Raw genomic sequence first — 16,409 nt, 5'->3', positions numbered from 1 at the left:
CGGAAATCCGTTCGGTCGAGGAGGGGCGGCGGCCTTTGAGTCAGCCCTTGGCTCAGCCGGCGCGGGCCACCCGCTCCTTCAGGGCGGTCAGCGCCCACAGCGTTTCGATGGTCGGCACCGGCACGCCGCGGCGGCGGGCCAGTTCGAGGACGGCGGTCACGATGGGGTCGATCTCCATGCTGCGCCCGGCTTCGAAATCCTGCAGCATCGACGGCTTGTGCCCTGGAACGCCGCTGCCGCGGCCGAGCCGCTCGTCGACGTCGTCGGGCAGGTCGACGCCCCAGGCGCGGGCCACGGCCAGGCATTCGCGCATCAGCCGGCCCTGGACGGCGGCCATGCCGGGGGCCTGCTCCATGGCGCCCATGGTGGCGCCGGTCAGCACGCTGGTCGGGCCGACCGCCATGTTGAGCATCAGCTTGCTCCACAGCGGGATGCGGATGTCGGCGGGCAGCCGGGCGGTGGCGCCGGCGGCGTTGAAGGACGCGGCCAGCGCCGCCAGCTTTTCGGCGTGGTCGCCGGGCCGGGGGCCCCCGAAGGCCAGCACCGGCATGGCGCTGTGGGCGACGACGCCCGGCTCGACGATGCGGGCGGGCAGGACCTCGATCACGCAGGCGGCGATCCGCTCCGGCCCGATGGCCACCCACAGGGCGCCGCCGGGATCGACCACCTCCAGCGGCTCCGCCGTCACGCCGTTGCCGGCACCATGCAGATACCACCAGGGAATGCCGTTCTGCGCCGCCACCACCAGCGTGTCCGGGCCGCACAGCGCCGGGAAGGACGAGGCCAGCGCCGGCAGGCCGTGCCCCTTGACCGTGACGATCACCATGTCCTGGTGGCCGAGGTCGCCGGCGTCATCGCTTGCCTGCGGCCGGCTGCTGAGCGTGCCCTTCGGCGTCTGGACGGTCAGGCCGCGCTCGCGGATCGCCGCCAGATGGGCGCCGCGCGCCAGCAGCGACACCTCGTGCCGGCCGGTCGCGGCCAAGTACCCCGCCAGCGCGCCGCCCACGGCGCCGGCCCCTACGACGGCGATGCGCATGTCGTCTTCCCTTCCTGTCTCACTTGAATTCCAGCGGCGGCAGCTCGTTGTCCATGCCGCTGCCCAGGCCCTGGAACTGCTCCTCGATCTGCTTGTCGTCCAGTTTGACCGCGGCCGACTTGTAGTGCATGACCATCTGCGGGAAGGCGATCACCAGCGCCACCATCACCAGCTGGATGACGACGAAGGGCACGGCTCCCCAGTAGATCTGGCTGGTCAGGACGGGCGCCGTCTCCTTCTTCGTCACGCGGTCGATGTAGGGCAGTTTCGGCGCCACCGAGCGCAGGAAGAACAGCGAGAAGCCGAAGGGCGGGTGCATGAAGCTGGTCTGCATGTTCACCGCCAGGATGATGCCGAACCACACCAGATCGATGCCCAGCCGGTCGGCCGCCGGAGCCAGCAGTGGGATGACGATGAAGGCCAGCTCGAAGAAATCGAGGAAGAAGGCGAGCAGGAACACCATCACGCTGACGGCGATCAGGAAGCCCATCTGGCCGCCCGGCAGGGAGACCATCAGCTCCTCGACCCAGACATGGCCGTTGACGCCGTAGAAGGTCAGCGAGAACACCCGCGCTCCGATCAGGATGAACAGCACGAAGGCCGCCAGCTTGGCCGTCGAGTAGGTGGCCTGACGCACCATGTCGAAGCTCAGCCGCTTCTTCATCGCCGCCAGCGCCAGCGCGCCGACGGCTCCCATGGCGCCGCCCTCCGTCGGGGTGGCGAGCCCGATGAAGATGGTGCCGAGCACCAGGAAGATCAGCGCCAGCGGCGGCACCATCACGAAGGTCGCCTGCTCCGCCATCCGGGAGATCAGCCGCCGACCGCTGGCCCGTTCCACCAGCGCCACGGCTAGGGCGTAGAGCGCGCCGGCCGCGACGGAATCGCCCAGCAGCGCCAGCGTGGTCGAGCCGTTCAGCGTCAGCCACGCCGCTCCCGCCGTCAGCACCGCCGTCACCGCGGCTTGCAGCGCCAGACGCTGCGCGCCGAAGGTCCGGTTGAAGGTGGCGGCCAGGAAGGCCACCGTCACCGCCACCGACAGCAGCAGCACGACATAATCGGCGCCGGACTTCACCCCGGTGCGCCCCATCACCCAATAGGCGACGGCGCCCGAGAACAGCGCCAGCACGCCGAGCTGCCAGACGCCGCGCGCACCATTGGGCTCGCGGTAGGCGATGGCTTCCGGCGGCAGGCCGGGGGCGGCCTTGGGCCAGATCAGCGAGACGATGAAGACGTAGAGGGCGTACAGGCCGGCCAGCAGCAGGCCGGGGATGAAGGCGGCCTCGTACATGTCGCCGACGGAGCGGCCGAGCTGGTCGGCCATCACGATCAGCACCAGGGACGGCGGGATGATCTGGGCCAGCGTGCCGGACGCGGCGATGATGCCCGACGCCAGACGGCGGTCGTAGCCGTAGCGCAGCATGATCGGCAGCGAGATCAGGCCCATGGAGATCACCGAGGCGGCGACCACGCCGGTCGTCGCCGCCAGCAGCGCGCCGACGAAGATGACGGCATAGGCGAGCCCGCCGCGGATCGAGCCGAACAGCTGCCCGATGGTGTCGAGCAGATCCTCGGCCATTCCCGAACGTTCCAGCACCAGCCCCATGAAGGTGAAGAAGGGCACGGCCAGCAGCACGTCGTTGTTCATCGTGCCGTAGATGCGTTCCGGCAGCGCCTGGAACAGGTCGGGGCGGAACAGGCCCAGTTCGATGCCGATCAGGCCGAACAGCAGGCCGTTGGCGGCCAGCGCGAAGGCGACCGGATAGCCCAGCAGCAGCATGACCACCAGCACGCCGAACATGATCGGCGCCATGTTGTGGCCGAACCAGCCGCGCCAGCCGTCCTGTTCGGCTAGCGCGCCGGCGCCCGGCACCGGAAGCACGTAGAGCGCCACGGCGACGGCGGCCAGCAGCAGCAGGGAGATGACGGACAGCCGGACGGTGCGCGGCGAAAGGGAGGGGGAGGTCGTGCTCATCGCGCGTCTACCGGCTGGGAATGGTGTCGGGAGGGGTGGCCCGCTCGCGCTCGGCGGCGAGCAGCCGCTCGGCCTCGGCCTCGGCGGCCGCCTGATGGCCTCCGGCCCGCTGGGTCCCATCCTCCAGATGGCCGGCCATGATAGCGGCGCGCTTGACCAGTTCCGACAGGCCCTGGACGAACAGAACGGTGAAGCCCAGCGGAATCAGCAGCTTCGCCGGCCATTGCGGCAGGCCGCCGGCGTTCATCGACTGTTCCTCGATGGCGTAGGAGGCGAGTGCAAAGGGCCAGGAGGTGATCATCATCACGAAGCTGAAGGGCAGCAGGAAGGCGATGTGGCCGAACAGGTCGATGCCGTCGCGTGCCCGCTTCGTCAGCATCGCGTTGACGATGTCGATGCGGATGTGCTCGTCCTCCCGCAACGTCCAGGGCGAGCAGAGCAGGAACACCGCGGCGAACAGCACCCATTGCAGTTCCAGCCACGAGTTGGAACTGACGTCGAACAGCTTGCGGATCACGGCGTTGACCGCCGAAACCAGGATCGCCAGCAGGATCAGCCAGGATATCGCCTTGCCCAGCCGCACGGTGACCGCGTCGACCAGCCGGCAGACCCCGACCAGGGCCGTTATCAGGGGGGAGGGGGGTGAGCTCGTCATGGAGGGCAGCTTCTCCCGGAAGGCCGATCGCGACCATCGCGACGATGCCAAGGGGCCGGGAGCGGCGGTGCCGGCACCCGGCCCCTTGGCTGGGGAATCGTGAAGGAGCGGCGGCCGATCAGCGCCGGGTCAGGCGGAGGGTCGCGCTGTCATAGGCATAGTCCGACGCCTGCAACCAAAGATTGGAATCATTCTGGAAGCGGCGGTAGCTCTCGTAGAACTTCTTGAAGGCCGGGTTCTTGTCCGACAGCTCGTCGTAAAGCTCCATCGCCGCCTTGTGGCTGGCTTGCAGCACGTCCTGCGGGAAGGCGCGCAGCTTGGCGCCATTGGCGACCACGCGCTTCAGCGCGGCCGGGTTCAGCACGTCGTAGCGCGCCACGCTGTCGATGTTCGCCAGCGCCGCCGCCGCCGTCATCGCCGCCTGATAATGCTTCGGCAGGTCGTTCCAGCGCTTGGTGTTGATGAAGAAATGCTGGAGCGAGGTGCCGTCCCACCAGCCCGGATAGTAATAGTTGGGGGCGATCTTGTAGAGCCCGAGCTTTTCGTCGTCGTAGGGGCCGTTGAACTCGGCGGCGTCGATGGTGCCGCGCTCCAGCGCCGGATAGATGTCGCCGCCGCCGACCTGCTGCGCCACCACGCCGAGCTTGGCCAGGATCTGGCCGCCCAGGCCGGAGATGCGGAACTTCAGCCCCTTCAGATCCTCGACGCTCTTGATCTCGTTGCGGAACCAGCCGCCCATCTGCGCGCCGGTGTTGCCGCCGGCCAGCGCCTTGAGATTGTAGCCGGCGTAGAACTCCTCCAGCAGCTTGCCGCCTTCGCCGTGATAGAACCAGGCGTTCTGCTGGCGGGTGTTCAGCCCGAAGGGCAGGCAGCAGCCAAAGGCGAAGGCCGGATCCTTGCCGACATAGTAGTAGGACGCGGTATGGCACATCTCGACCGTGTCGTTGCTGGCGGCATCCAGCGCCTGGAGCGCCGGGACCACCTCGCCAGCGGCGAAGACCTGGATCTGGAACTTGCCGTCGGTGGCCTCGGCGACGTTCTTCGCCATCACCTCGGCGCTGCCGTAGAGCACGTCGATGTTCTTCGGGAAGCTGGACACGCAGCGCCAGCGGATCGTCGGCTCCGACTGCGCGATGGCCGGAGCCGCAAGCGTGGAGGCACCGGCGGCGACGGCGGCACCCTTGAAGAATTGACGGCGCTTCATGCTGTTGTTCCTCCCGAAGTTCTTGTTGTGTGACGGCACGATGAGGGTTGATCGTCCACGACCGCTTTTTCCGGCAAGACATCCATCAGACCTGTTAAGAGAAGATGGAAATTATGGTTTGCGTCGTCTGGCGGTGGGTGCGACATCTCCTTATTCGCGGTGTCCGGGGAATTGGCGGCGGCTGGTCCCGGGGGCGATGGTGACTGTCCAGGAATTGACGGGTCGACGTGGTGACCCTGACAGTGGAGCAACCGTCCGCACAGAGGAATGTGTTTCGTGGGCATACCAGCCATAAGCTGGGCAAGCCATCAGTCACACGAACCGTTTCCGCCGGGGCCCGCAGCCCCCCGCGAAACCGGGGTAAATGCTGACGGTTTGCTATGCCCGCAATGAATATCTGTTACAGGCACGCCATGCGCTCCGCGATGCGAGGCTGACCGGTAGTCTGTGGGGAACTGTTCCCAATGCCTCAAACGACGGATGTTCAACCGCATGAACGGTAAGCGCCATGTCTAGGCCGTCCTCTCCGCTCAACGCCGCCGGGGCCGCCTATCTCGAAGCGTTGCAGGAGCGCTTCCGCGACGATCCCGCATCGGTGGATGTGAGCTGGCGCGCCGTCTTCCAGATCCTGGACGAGCTGGGCGCGGTCGCTCCGGACAAGATGACATCCGGTGCTTCGGCGTCCGGTGGGCCGGCATCCGGGCCGCTGTCGCTCAAGCACGAGGACATCCGCCAGCGCGGCCATGCCGCCGCCGCCCTCGATCCGCTGGGCCGCGCCTCACCTCCTCCCGGGCCAGCGTCCGGGGATGCGGAGACCATGAGGCTGCGCCGGCTCTATCAGGGCACGCTGACGCTGGAAACCGCCCATATCGACGATCCGGCCCTGCGTTCCTGGCTGCGCGACGCCTATGAGGGAGCGGCTGACGTTCCGCCGGCCGACGTCCGGCGCCGGGCGCTGTCGCTGCTGAGCGCGGCGGAGGAGTTTGAAAGGCTGCTCGGCACCCGCTACCCGACGAAGAAGCGGTTCGGCGCGGAGGGGATGGAGACGCTGATTCCGCTGCTCGACCGCATCCTCGCGGCGGCGGCGGCGGCGGGCGTCACCGAGGTGCAGGTCGGGACCATGCATCGCGGCCGGCTCAGCCTGATGGCCAACGTGCTGGGCAAGCCCCTGGTCGAGCTGTTCGCCGGGATCAAGGGCATGCATCCCTTCCAGGCCGACCCGCCGGTCCCCGCCGACGTCCCCTATCACATGGGGGTGGAAAGCAGCCTGTCCTTCGGCGACGGCACGCTGGCGCTGACCCTGTCCCCCAACCCGTCGCATCTGGAGGCGATCAATCCGGTCACTCTGGGCCGTGCGCGGGCGCGCCAGGATCTGCTCCGGGAGCAGGGCGGCGAGGCTCGCCGGGTGCTGTGCGTGCTGCTGCACACCGACGCCAGCGTGATCGGCCAGGGCAGCGTGACCGAGGCGCTGCAACTGTCCGGCGTCGCCGGCTTCACCGTCGCCGGCACCATCCATGTCATCGTCAACAACCAGATCGGCTTCACCACCGAAAGCGACGAGGCGCGGACCTCGCTGCATTGCACCGGTCTGTGGAAGGCGGTGGACAGCCCCATCCTGCACGTCAACGCAGACGATCCGGACGCGGCGCTGCGGGCCGCCGACCTCGCGGTCGCCTTCCGGCAGACGCACGGGCGCGATGCGGTGATCGACCTCGTCGGCTACCGCCGCAACGGTCACAACGAGATCGACGAGCCGCGTTTCACCCAGCCGCTGGATTACGCGGCGATCGACGCCCACCCGCCCGTCCGCGCGCTCTATGCCAAGCGCCTCGCCGCCGAAGGAGCGGTCGGGGAGGGCGACGTCGACGCGCTTGCCGCCGGTCACAAGGCCCGCTTCCAGGAGGCGTTGGCCGCTGCCGCCGATCACCGGCCGAACCATGACGGCTTCCCCGGCGGACGCTGGGCGCCGTTCGCCTCTGGTGGATCGGCTGCCGGCGGTTCAACAGCGGCCGAACCGGACACCGGCATCGGCACCGACCGGCTGCGGGCTCTGCTGGCGGCGCTGGCTGCCATTCCGGATGGCCTGACCGTCGACCGCAAGGTGGAGCGCGTCATCCGCCGCCGCGCCGAGGAGCCGCTGGACTGGGCGACCGGCGAGGCGCTGGCCTTCGCCACGCTGCTGGCCGACGGGGTGCCGGTGCGGCTGACCGGACAGGACGTGGTGCGCGGCGCCTTCTCCCACCGGCATTTCGCCCTGACCGATGCCGTCACCGGCAAGCGCCACGTCAGCCTGAACCATCTTGGCGTCGCCCAGGCCCGCTTCGACGTGGTCAACAGCCCGCTGTCGGAATATGCCGTACTCGGCTTCGAATACGGCTACAGCCTGGAACGGCCCGACGCGCTGGTGATCTGGGAGGCGCAGTTCGGCGATTTCGCCAACGGTGCCCAGATCCTGATCGACCAGTTCATCGTCAGCGCGGAAGACAAGTGGCGCCAGCCCTCCGGCCTCGTCATCCTGCTGCCGCACGGTCTGGAAGGGCAGGGGCCGGAGCATTCCTCCGCCCGGCCGGAGCGCTTCCTCCAGATGGCGGCGCGCGACAACATCCGCATCGCGCATCCGTCCACCCCGGCGAACTATTTCCACCTGCTGCGCCGGCAGATGCTGCGCCGCGACCGCAAGCCGCTGGTGGTGCTGAGCCCGAAGACCCTGCTGCGCCTGCCGGCGGCGGTGTCGGCGCTGGCCGATGTCGCGCCCGGCACCGGATTCCAGCCGGTCGTCGTCACCGCCGGCGAGCGCGTCGGCCGCATCCTGCTGTGCAGCGGCAAGCTGGCTTACGAGCTGGAGCGGGAGCGGGCCGCCCTGCACGCCGGGGATGTGGCGGTGGTGCGGCTGGAGATGCTGTATCCTCTGCCCGCGGCCGAACTGTCGGCTCTGTTCCGCCGGTGGCCGGACGCATCCTGCCTGTGGGTGCAGGAGGAGCCGGAAAACCTCGGCGCCTGGAGCTACCTCGACCGCCGGCTGGAGTCCTTGCGGGGAGCGGCCGGCTGCGCCGAGCCGCGCGTCGCCTGCGTGGCCCGTGCCGAAGCGGCCTCTCCCGCCGGCAGCTTCCACGGCGACCATGACGCCGACCAGCGCCGGCTGGTCGGGCAGGCCTTCGCCGGGCTCGCAGCCGCCCTGCCGTCCCGCGGAAAGGCCGCGGCGGAATGACGGGCCGTCCGTCCTCAGCGACGGTCGGACCCGACAGCAAACACCGAACACCGTATAACGGACACTGGGGAAACGCGCCGATGTCTTCCAGCTTGAGCACCGTCAGCCCGCCCGAAGCCTCTCCGCTTCTGCTCCCCGATCTGTTGCAGGCCACGGCCACGGCACTCGATGCGGTGGCGCAGCTGGCCGAGGCGGCGGAGCGCGGCGTCGCGGCGCTGGTGGCGCCGGATGGGCGCGTGGACGCCGCGCTGCTCGACCGCCATCAGGTGGCGGCGCATGGCTTCGCCTGGGTCGCGACCTATGCCGCGGCATTGCGCCAGATGCGGGGCTGGGCGGAACGGCTGGACCATGCCGGCCGGCTGGGTGAGCTGGAAGCGGCCATGCTCCAGGCGGCGTTCGGCGAATATCTGGCCCAGCTCGACGGCGGTCTGGCGATGAGCCAGGGCGAAATCGTCCGGCCGGCCGATTTCGGGCTGGGCGAGGCGGAGCGGGACGCCTTCCGCACCGAGGCGGTGCGCCGGCTGATCGCCGCCGGCAACGCCTCCGGCCTGCGGCTGCGCATCGCCGAGCTGCTGACCGATGCGCTGCATGGCGGTGGCTTCGGCGACGCGGCCCTGGAGGACGAGGCGCTGGACATGGTCCGCGACCAGTTCCGCCGCTTCGTCGCCGACGCGGTGGAGCCACATGCCCACGACTGGCATCTGAAGGACGAGCTGATCCCGCTTCCCGTCATTGAGCGGATGGCGGACATGGGGGTGTTCGGCCTGACCGTGCCGGAGGAGGACGGCGGGCTGGGCATGGGCAAGCTCGCCATGTGCGTGGTCACCGAGGAGCTGTCGCGCGGGTACATCGGCGTCGGCTCCCTCGGCACCCGCGCGGAGATCGCGGCCGAACTGATCCGCATGGGCGGCACCGCCGAACAGCGGGCGCGCTGGCTGCCGCGCATCGCGTCGGGCGAGATCCTGCCGACCGCCGTGTTCACCGAGCCCAACACCGGTTCCGACCTGGGCAGCCTGCGCACCCGCGCGGTGCCGGACGGCGACCTCTACCGCGTCACCGGGGCGAAGACCTGGATCACCCATGGCAGCCGGTCGGATTTGATGACGCTGCTGGTGCGCACCGATCCGGACGCCCCCGGCTATCGCGGCCTGTCGATGCTGCTGGCCGAGAAGCCGCGCGGCACCGAGGCGGACCCCTTCCCGGCCGAGGGGATGAGCGGCGGCGAGATCCCGGTGCTGGGCTATCGCGGCATGAAGGAATACGAAATCGGCTTCGACGGCTTCGCCGTCCCCCGCGGGAACCTGCTGGGCGGTGTCGAGGGCCAGGGCTTCAAGCAGTTGATGGCGACCTTCGAATCCGCCCGCGTGCAGACCGCCGCCCGCGCCGTCGGCGTGGCGCAGAACGCCATGGAGCTTGGCCTGCGCTATGCCCAGGAGCGCGTCCAGTTCGGCCGTCCGCTCGCCGCCTTCCCGCGCGTCGCCGGCAAGCTGGCCTGGATGGCGGTGGAAACGATGATCGCCCGCCAGCTGACCTATTTCGCCGCGCGGGAGAAGGACAGCGACCGCCGCTGCGACATCGAGGCCGGCATGGCGAAGCTGCTGGCCGCGCGCGTCGCCTGGTCGAACGCCGACAACTCGGTGCAGATTCATGGCGGCAACGGCTATGCCGTCGAATATCCGGTCAGCCGGGTGCTGTGCGACGCCCGTATCTTGAACATCTTTGAAGGGGCGGCGGAAATCCAGGCCCAGGTCGTCGCCCGCGGTTTGCTGTCGCGCCGCAATTGAGGGGTGCCGGCCGGGCGGAACTGACCTGTCGCGACCACGCTTGTGCCATACCGGCGTATTCGCTATCGGACGGGGAGGACTGAAAGGACAAGGCCGCCCGCGATGGAACTTCTGGAACTGCGCTATTTCGTTCAGGTGGCCGATCTTGGCAGCTTCTCCAAGGCCTCGGTCAAGCTGGGCATCACGCAGCCGGCGCTGAGCCGGCAGGTCCAGAAGCTGGAGCACGAGCTGCGCACGAGCCTGTTCTACCGTCACGGCCGCGGCGTCTCGCTGACCCAGCAGGGGCGCAAGCTCTACGACGTGGTGCGCCACCTGCTGGGCGCGCTCAGCGAGATCAAGGAGGAGATCCAGGACCAGTCGGAACGGCTGACTGGGACCGTCACGCTGGGGCTGCCGCCATCGATCTGCGCCACGCTTGGCGCTCCGCTGGCCCGCCGCTTCCACGAGAACTATCCCGACGCGACCCTGCGCATCCACGAGGTGTTCAGCGGCACGCTGCTGGAATGGGTGGAAGGCGGGCGGCTGGACCTCGCCGTCCTCTACGACGCGCGGCGCGGACGCAGCATGCTGTCGTCCCCCCTGCTGGTGGAAAGTCTGCAGCTGGTTCAATCGGCCAAGGACGCGGCGGCCGGCGACGATGGGCCGGTCGGGGTCGAGATGCTGGCCGACCTGCGGTTCGTGCTGCCCGGCCTGGAAAACGGCCTGCGCCGGGTGGTGGATGCGGCGGTGCGCCGGGCCGACATCGATCTGCAGGTCGATATGGAGATCGACTCCGTCACCGCCATCAAGCAGTTGGTGGAGGAGGGAATGGGGTCGACCATCCTTCCCTTCGGCGCCGTTCATCGCGAGGTGCGCCAGGGCCGGCTGATCGCGCGCGAGATCGCGTCGAAGGACATGCACGCCATGCTGGTCACCGCGACGCCGCTGCACCAGCCGGTGTCGAAGGCGACCCGTGCCCTGCTGCGGCTGATCCATGTCGAAGTCGTCAAATGCGTCGCCAACGGCGTGCTCAAGGGCAAGGTCGTCGCGCCCGGCAGTGCCGGGGAGGACAGCGCGCCTTGATGGAGTCTCTTTAAGGCGCCTGGGGCCGTGCTCCGCCCCGTTATGCTTTGGCTGCTGATAGCAGTTATGACGGATGGTCCATAGCACGGCCGGTTCGGCGCGGATAGCCTCCCCCCATCACCACAGAATTCCCTGGGGAAGGAACCGAGAATGACGAAGCGCCTGGACGGCAAGGTTGCCCTGATCACCGGGGCGGCGCAGGGCCTGGGTCTTGCGATGGCCGAAACCTTCGTGCGCGAGGGCGCCCGCGTGGCGGTCGTCGACATCAACGGCGACGCCGCCCATGCGGTGGCGGAGCGGCTGGGCGAGGCCGCCATCGGCATCAAAGCCAACGTGACCAGCACCGCCGATGTCGAGATGACCATCGCCGCGACGGTCGAGAAATTCGGGCGTCTCGACATCCTGGTGAACAATGCCGGCTCCACCCACGCCAACGGCCCGTTCGAAAACGTGACCGAAGAGGAGTTCGACCGCGTCTTCGCCCTGAACGTCAAGTCGATCTACCTCTATTCCAAGGCGGTGGTCGCGACGATGCGGGCGCAGAAGTCCGGCGTGATCCTCAATCTCGGCTCCACCGCCGGGTTGCGCCCGCGTCCGGGCCTGGTCTGGTACAACGCCACGAAGGGCGCGGTGCACAACATCACCCAGTCGCTGGCGCTGGAACTGGCTCCCGACAACATCCGCGTCTGCGCGCTGGCTCCTGTCGCCACCGAAACGCCGCTGCTCGCCACCTTCATGGGCGGCGACACCCCGGAGAAGCGGGCGCGCATGCTGGGCATCGTTCCGCTCGGCCGCCTGGGCCAGCCCTCCGACGTTGCCAACGCCGCGCTGTATCTCGCCTCCGACGAGGCGGCCTTCATCACCGGCGTGGTGCTGGAGGTCGACGGCGGCCGCTGCGTCTGAGGACGGGCCGTGCAAGGCCGGGGTTACGTCCGCGCCCCGGCCCGACCGAACCCCGCCGCTCCTCTGCATCCACCCCCTAGAGTTTGTCCGATGCTTATTGAAGCAGCAGACAAACTCTAAGCTTTTGATTTTTCGTGCGATTCACGCTTCAAGCGATTCCGCTTGAACCGATCGCACTCTAGCGGAATCCCTCCCCCATGTCCTCGCTCCTTTCCGATCTGCGCATCGTCGAAGTCTCGGCCTTCGTCGCGGCTCCGCTGGGCGGCATGACCCTGGCCCAGCTGGGTGCGGAGGTGATCCGCATCGACCCCATCGGCGGCAACATCGATTACCGCCGCTGGCCGCTGGCGCCCAACGGCACCAGCCTCTATTGGACGGCGCTGAACAAGGCGAAACGGTCGGTCACCCTGGCGCTCGACAAGCCGGAGGGGCGGGAGATCGCCCAAGCCATCATCACCGCGTCGGGCGAGGATGCCGGCTTTCTGCTGACCAACCTGCCGGCCAGCGGCTGGATGGGCTACGAGGCGCTGTCCGCCAAACGCGACGACCTGATCATGCTGCGGCTGACCGGCAATCCGGACGGATCGGCCGCGGTGGATTACACCGTCAATTGCGCCGGCGGATTCCCGATGGCGACCGGCAGGGGAGGGGAGCCGGTGAACCATGTCCTGCCGGCCTGGGACGTGGCGGCCGGCCTCTATCTCGCCACCGGGCTGCTGGCGGCGGAACGGCAGCGGCGCCGCACCGGCCGGGGGCAGGAGGTGACGGTGGCGCTGGCCGACGTGATGCTGGCGACCGTCGGCAATCTCGGCTACCTCGCCGACGTGCGGGTGAACGGTGCCGTGCGCCCGCCGATGGGCAACGACCTGTACGGCGCCTATGGCCGCGACTTTCCCACCGCCGATGAGCGGCGCGCGATGGTCGTCGCCATTTCCAACCGCCAGTGGAAGGCGCTCGGCAAAGCGACCGGGCTGGCCGACAGGCTGGCGATGATCGGCCCGCTGATGGGCGTGGACATGGATGACGAAGGCGGACGCTTCCAGGCCCGCGATGCGATCTCCGCCGTGCTCGCTCCCTGGTTCGCCGCGCGCACGCTGCCGCAGGTGGAAGGCGCGTTCGCCGGCTCGGGCGTGCTGTGGGGGCCCTACCGCGATTTCGGCCAGCTCGTCGCCGAGGATGCGCGCTGCTCCACCGCCAACGCGCTTTTCCGCGAAATCGACCAGCCCGGTGTCGGGCCACTGCTGGTTCCCGGATCGCCGCTCGGCTTTCCCGGCATGGGCGAGCGCACCGACCATCGCCCGGCCCCCGGCCTGGGGCAGGACACCGACGCGGTGCTGGCCGACCTGCTGGGGCTGCCGTCGGCGGAGATCGGCCGCCTTCACGATGCCGGCATCGCCGGATAAGGCGGTCTGGCGGAACCCGTCCGGCGAGGCCGCAACGGTTCACTCGGCAAGCCGCGGCGCCGCAGTCGTTCCAATCGTCAAAGTCGCGGACATGCCGACACGGATGCGTTGTTTCTGCGCGTCGGACAGGGGCGGCAGCGCCACGCGAACGGCGAAGGATGCGCCGGTCGACGCCCCCCCGTCGCCGGCCGTCGCCTGCTGCGCGACCCAGGCAACCCGTCCGGACAGCCGATTGTCTGGAAAGGCTTCGCCGGTCACGTCGACCGGCTGACCGACGCGCAGGCTGTTGATGTCCATCTCGTCGACCTGCGCCGTGACCGCCAGCCTGTCCATCTCGGCAATCAGGAACAGGCTTTGGTTCTGGGACAGCCCGGCCCCGACCTCGACCGCAGCGACGCCGGGCGTACTGGCCGAGGAGGCGGTTGGCGCCTTCATGACCATGCCGGACGCCGGAGCCCTCACCACCGCACGCTCCACTTGCCGGCGCAGATCCTCGACCTTCGCCAGGGCGCCGGCATGCTCCAGTTCAGCCATGCGGAGGGCATCGCGCCCGCCCCTTTTCGCGGTGGAGGCCAGCTCCTCTTCCGCCGCCTGACGGTTGAGCGCCTGTGCTTCGGCCTGCCTCAGCAGATCTTCATACTCCTGCCGCGGAATGATGCCCTGGGCGATCAGGGGCTTGGCATCCTGGACACGGCGTTGCGCCTGCTCGGCCTCCCGCCGCGCGGCGGCCACCTGACGCTGCGCACGTGCCATCTCCGCGCCGGTCGCCCAGTTCCTGACCTCGTCCAGATGCTGCGCGGTCTTGAGACGGGCAGCCTCCGCGTCGCGCGCGCGCATATCCATATCGAAGCCGTCGATGACCAGCAGGACCTGACCGGCTTCGACCTGCTGGCCATACTCGAACCGCTTTTCCTTCACCGATCCGGCGAAGGGGGCCACCACCGCCACCGTGCTGCCCGGTTCGACCGTTCCGGCCACCGACAGGACGGGAAGGGACAGGACGGGACTCTGCCCGGCCATCTCCGGTTCAACCGCCCGAGGCGTCGGCGCGGCCCTGTCGGCCGGGGCGTGGCTTGCCGACAGCTTTGCCTGCGCATCGTCGAACCAGGACGGTCCGCTCAGGGCCAGGCCGGCGCACAGGGCGCCGCCGCAGAACCACGCCAGCCTGTCCAGGGCCCGCCGCCGCGATCCGCCGCCCGCCGGTCGCGGTGCCTGCACGCTCATCGACCCACTCCCTGCATTCCTCTCGACCGCATCGGCGTTCACTCCCCGCGCAACGCCGCGACCGGCTCCAGGCGCGACGCCTGCATCGCCGGGTACAGCCCGAAGAACAGCCCCACCCCGCTTGACATGCCGAGCCCCAGCGGCAGCGACGGGACGGACGGCGCGAACGCCCACCCCGCATTCCAGGCATAGACCGCCGCCGCCGCGAGGCCCAGGAGGGCGCCCGCCATCCCGCCGCTGAGCGAGAGCGCCAGCGCTTCGGCCAGAAACATCGCGCAGACATCGATGGGCCGGGCGCCCAGGGCCATGCGCAAGCCGATTTCGCGCCGCCGCTCGACCACGCCCATCAGCATCACATTCATCACGCCGACCCCGCCGACAATCAGCGACACGCCGCCGATGGCGGCCAGCAGCAGGGTGTGAACCCGCGCCTGATCGCTCATGGCGACGATCAGCTGGCGGGCGCTCTGCACCATGACCGGGCGGGGATGGGCGCCGCCGGAGAAATGGCCGGTCATCGATTGCCGCACGTCCTGATCGGCGGCAACCGACATCTTGCGAACCACGAGGTTGGTGATGTCGCTGTTGGCCGACACTCGCCGCGCGCCGGACAGTGGCACGAAGGCCGTGCTGTCGACATCCAGCGGCAACACCGGGTTCGGCGTGCTGCCGGCGAGAACGCCGACCACCGTATGGTTGTATCCCCCCATCCGCAGCAGGCTGCCCGGCACCGGGGGGTGGCCGTCTTCCGCCAGCCGGCGCGCCAGCCCTGCCCCGAGAACGACGACGGTCGCGGTGCGGTCCCCCTCCGCCAGCGTCCGGCCCTGCGCGGCTTTGGCCTGGACCAGCGCAAAGAATTCCGGCGTGACGCCGGTGACGGCGCTGGGCAGGCGGGTGCGCCCCTGGCGGATCTCCACCCCCAGCATCGCCAGCGGCGCGACCTCCTCGACGCCGGGAAGCGCCCGCAGCCGGTCGACATCGGCACGGGTCAGGGCCGCCGGCCGGCCGGACAGGCTGAAATCCTTCTGGACCGTCAGGATGTCCGCCCCCATGGCGAGGAACTGGCGCATGGAGTGTTCCCTGGCATTCTCGCCGATGGAGATCAGGGCGACCACCGCCGCCGTTCCGATGGCGATGCCGAGCAGGGCCAGCAGCGAGCGCTGCCGCATCGCCCCGAGGTTGCGCAACGCGTCCGCCGCCAGCGCCCGCCACCGGCGCCCGCCGCTTTCCCCATCATCCATCGGCCTCCCGGGCCCGACGCGCCTCATGGGGCGGCCCCGTGCGCCGTGCCATCCAGCCGTCCGTCCCGCATCACCAATCGACGCCCGCAGCGCGCCGCGATGGCGGGATCATGGGTGACGAGCGCCACGGTCACCCCCAGATCGGCATTCAGGGCGAAGAACAGGTCGATGATCTGGCGCGCGGTGGCGCCGTCCAGATTTCCCGTCGGCTCGTCGGCCAGCAGCAGGGCGGGATCGCCGACCACCGCGCGGGCAACGGCGACGCGCTGGCGCTGGCCCCCCGACATCTCCTCCGGCCGGTGATGCAGCCGGTCGCCCAGCCCGACCCGCTCCAGCATCGCCGCCGCACGGTCGCGGCCCAGGCGCGGCGGCACGCCGCGGTACAGGAACGGCAGGGCGACATTCTCCAGCGCCGTCAGCCGGGGCAGCAGATGGAAGGACTGGAAGACGAAGCCGATGCGGCGGTTGCGCAGTGCCGCCAGCCGGTCCGCCGAGGCCGCCCCGACCTCCTCCCCCTCGAAGCGGAGCCGCCCGGAATCCGGACGGTCCAGCAGCCCCATCAGCGAGAGAAGCGTCGATTTTCCCGACCCCGAAGACCCGACGATGGCGCAGACCTCGCCCTGCCGGATGTCCAGCGACACGTCGCGCAGCACCTGCACCGCGCCTGCCGCGCGGCCATGGCTCTTATGCACGCCGTCGAGAGCGAGGATGGTCATG

The 16,409-nt window shown here is 69.4% G+C and carries 12 protein-coding genes; 5 read left to right on the top strand and 7 right to left on the bottom strand.

The genetic code is table 11. The features are described 5' to 3' along the window. Nucleotides 1–52 precede the first annotated feature (52 nt). The 4 genes from VH569_RS17350 to VH569_RS17335 form a co-directional block, all read right to left on the bottom strand. Entirely contained in the window at nucleotides 53–1,036 is a 984-nt protein-coding gene (locus VH569_RS17350; RefSeq protein WP_423316480.1) for a ketopantoate reductase family protein, read from the bottom strand. A gap of 19 nt (nucleotides 1,037–1,055) precedes the next feature. Further along, entirely contained in the window at nucleotides 1,056–2,846 is a 1,791-nt protein-coding gene (locus VH569_RS17345; RefSeq protein ID WP_423316756.1) for a TRAP transporter large permease, read from the bottom strand. Nucleotides 2,847–3,015: 169 nt separating this feature from the next. Beyond that, nucleotides 3,016–3,663, bottom strand: a complete 648-nt coding sequence (locus VH569_RS17340; protein WP_423316478.1) for a TRAP transporter small permease subunit — start codon at nucleotides 3,661–3,663, stop codon at nucleotides 3,016–3,018. A 118-nt stretch (nucleotides 3,664–3,781) separates the two neighbouring features. Beyond that, nucleotides 3,782–4,867 (bottom strand): TRAP transporter substrate-binding protein, encoded by a 1,086-nt coding sequence (locus VH569_RS17335; protein ID WP_423316476.1) that lies wholly within the window; start codon nucleotides 4,865–4,867, stop codon nucleotides 3,782–3,784. Nucleotides 4,868–5,375: 508 nt separating this feature from the next. Here VH569_RS17335 and VH569_RS17330 point away from each other — a divergent pair. The 5 genes from VH569_RS17330 to VH569_RS17310 all read left to right on the top strand — a co-directional run bounded on the left by VH569_RS17330 (nucleotide 5,376) and on the right by VH569_RS17310 (nucleotide 13,227). Beyond that, on the top strand, nucleotides 5,376–8,075 hold the full coding sequence (locus VH569_RS17330; protein WP_423316474.1) for a 2-oxoglutarate dehydrogenase E1 component: 2,700 nt from the start codon (nucleotides 5,376–5,378) through the stop codon (nucleotides 8,073–8,075). A gap of 80 nt (nucleotides 8,076–8,155) precedes the next feature. After that, nucleotides 8,156–9,859 carry an acyl-CoA dehydrogenase family protein gene (locus VH569_RS17325; protein ID WP_423316472.1) on the top strand — a complete coding sequence of 568 codons (1,704 nt, stop codon included), beginning with the start codon at nucleotides 8,156–8,158 and terminating at the stop codon, nucleotides 9,857–9,859. Between the two features lie 102 nt (nucleotides 9,860–9,961). Continuing rightward, nucleotides 9,962–10,921 (top strand): LysR family transcriptional regulator, encoded by a 960-nt coding sequence (locus VH569_RS17320; protein ID WP_423316470.1) that lies wholly within the window; start codon nucleotides 9,962–9,964, stop codon nucleotides 10,919–10,921. Nucleotides 10,922–11,071: 150 nt separating this feature from the next. Next, nucleotides 11,072–11,824 (top strand): glucose 1-dehydrogenase, encoded by a 753-nt coding sequence (locus VH569_RS17315; RefSeq protein ID WP_423316468.1) that lies wholly within the window; start codon nucleotides 11,072–11,074, stop codon nucleotides 11,822–11,824. A 197-nt stretch (nucleotides 11,825–12,021) separates the two neighbouring features. Beyond that, nucleotides 12,022–13,227 (top strand): CoA transferase, encoded by a 1,206-nt coding sequence (locus VH569_RS17310; protein WP_423316466.1) that lies wholly within the window; start codon nucleotides 12,022–12,024, stop codon nucleotides 13,225–13,227. A gap of 39 nt (nucleotides 13,228–13,266) precedes the next feature. Here the strand turns inward: VH569_RS17310 and VH569_RS17305 are convergent, their stop codons facing one another. The 3 genes from VH569_RS17305 to VH569_RS17295 are packed head-to-tail and all read right to left on the bottom strand — an operon-like array spanning nucleotide 13,267 to nucleotide 16,408. After that, entirely contained in the window at nucleotides 13,267–14,451 is a 1,185-nt protein-coding gene (locus VH569_RS17305; RefSeq protein ID WP_423316464.1) for an HlyD family secretion protein, read from the bottom strand. Between the two features lie 38 nt (nucleotides 14,452–14,489). Continuing rightward, nucleotides 14,490–15,692, bottom strand: coding sequence for an ABC transporter permease (locus VH569_RS17300; protein WP_423316462.1), 1,203 nt, complete (start codon nucleotides 15,690–15,692; stop codon nucleotides 14,490–14,492). Between the two features lie 23 nt (nucleotides 15,693–15,715). Continuing rightward, on the bottom strand, nucleotides 15,716–16,408 hold the full coding sequence (locus VH569_RS17295; RefSeq protein ID WP_423316460.1) for an ABC transporter ATP-binding protein: 693 nt from the start codon (nucleotides 16,406–16,408) through the stop codon (nucleotides 15,716–15,718). Nucleotide 16,409: the final 1 nt, after the last annotated feature.

The organism is Azospirillum sp. 11R-A (assembly GCF_049472615.1).
Lineage (GTDB): Bacteria > Pseudomonadota > Alphaproteobacteria > Azospirillales > Azospirillaceae > Azospirillum > Azospirillum palustre.
The sequence above is the reverse complement of the archived record's forward strand: the minus strand, read 5'-3'. Positions and strand labels throughout refer to the sequence as shown.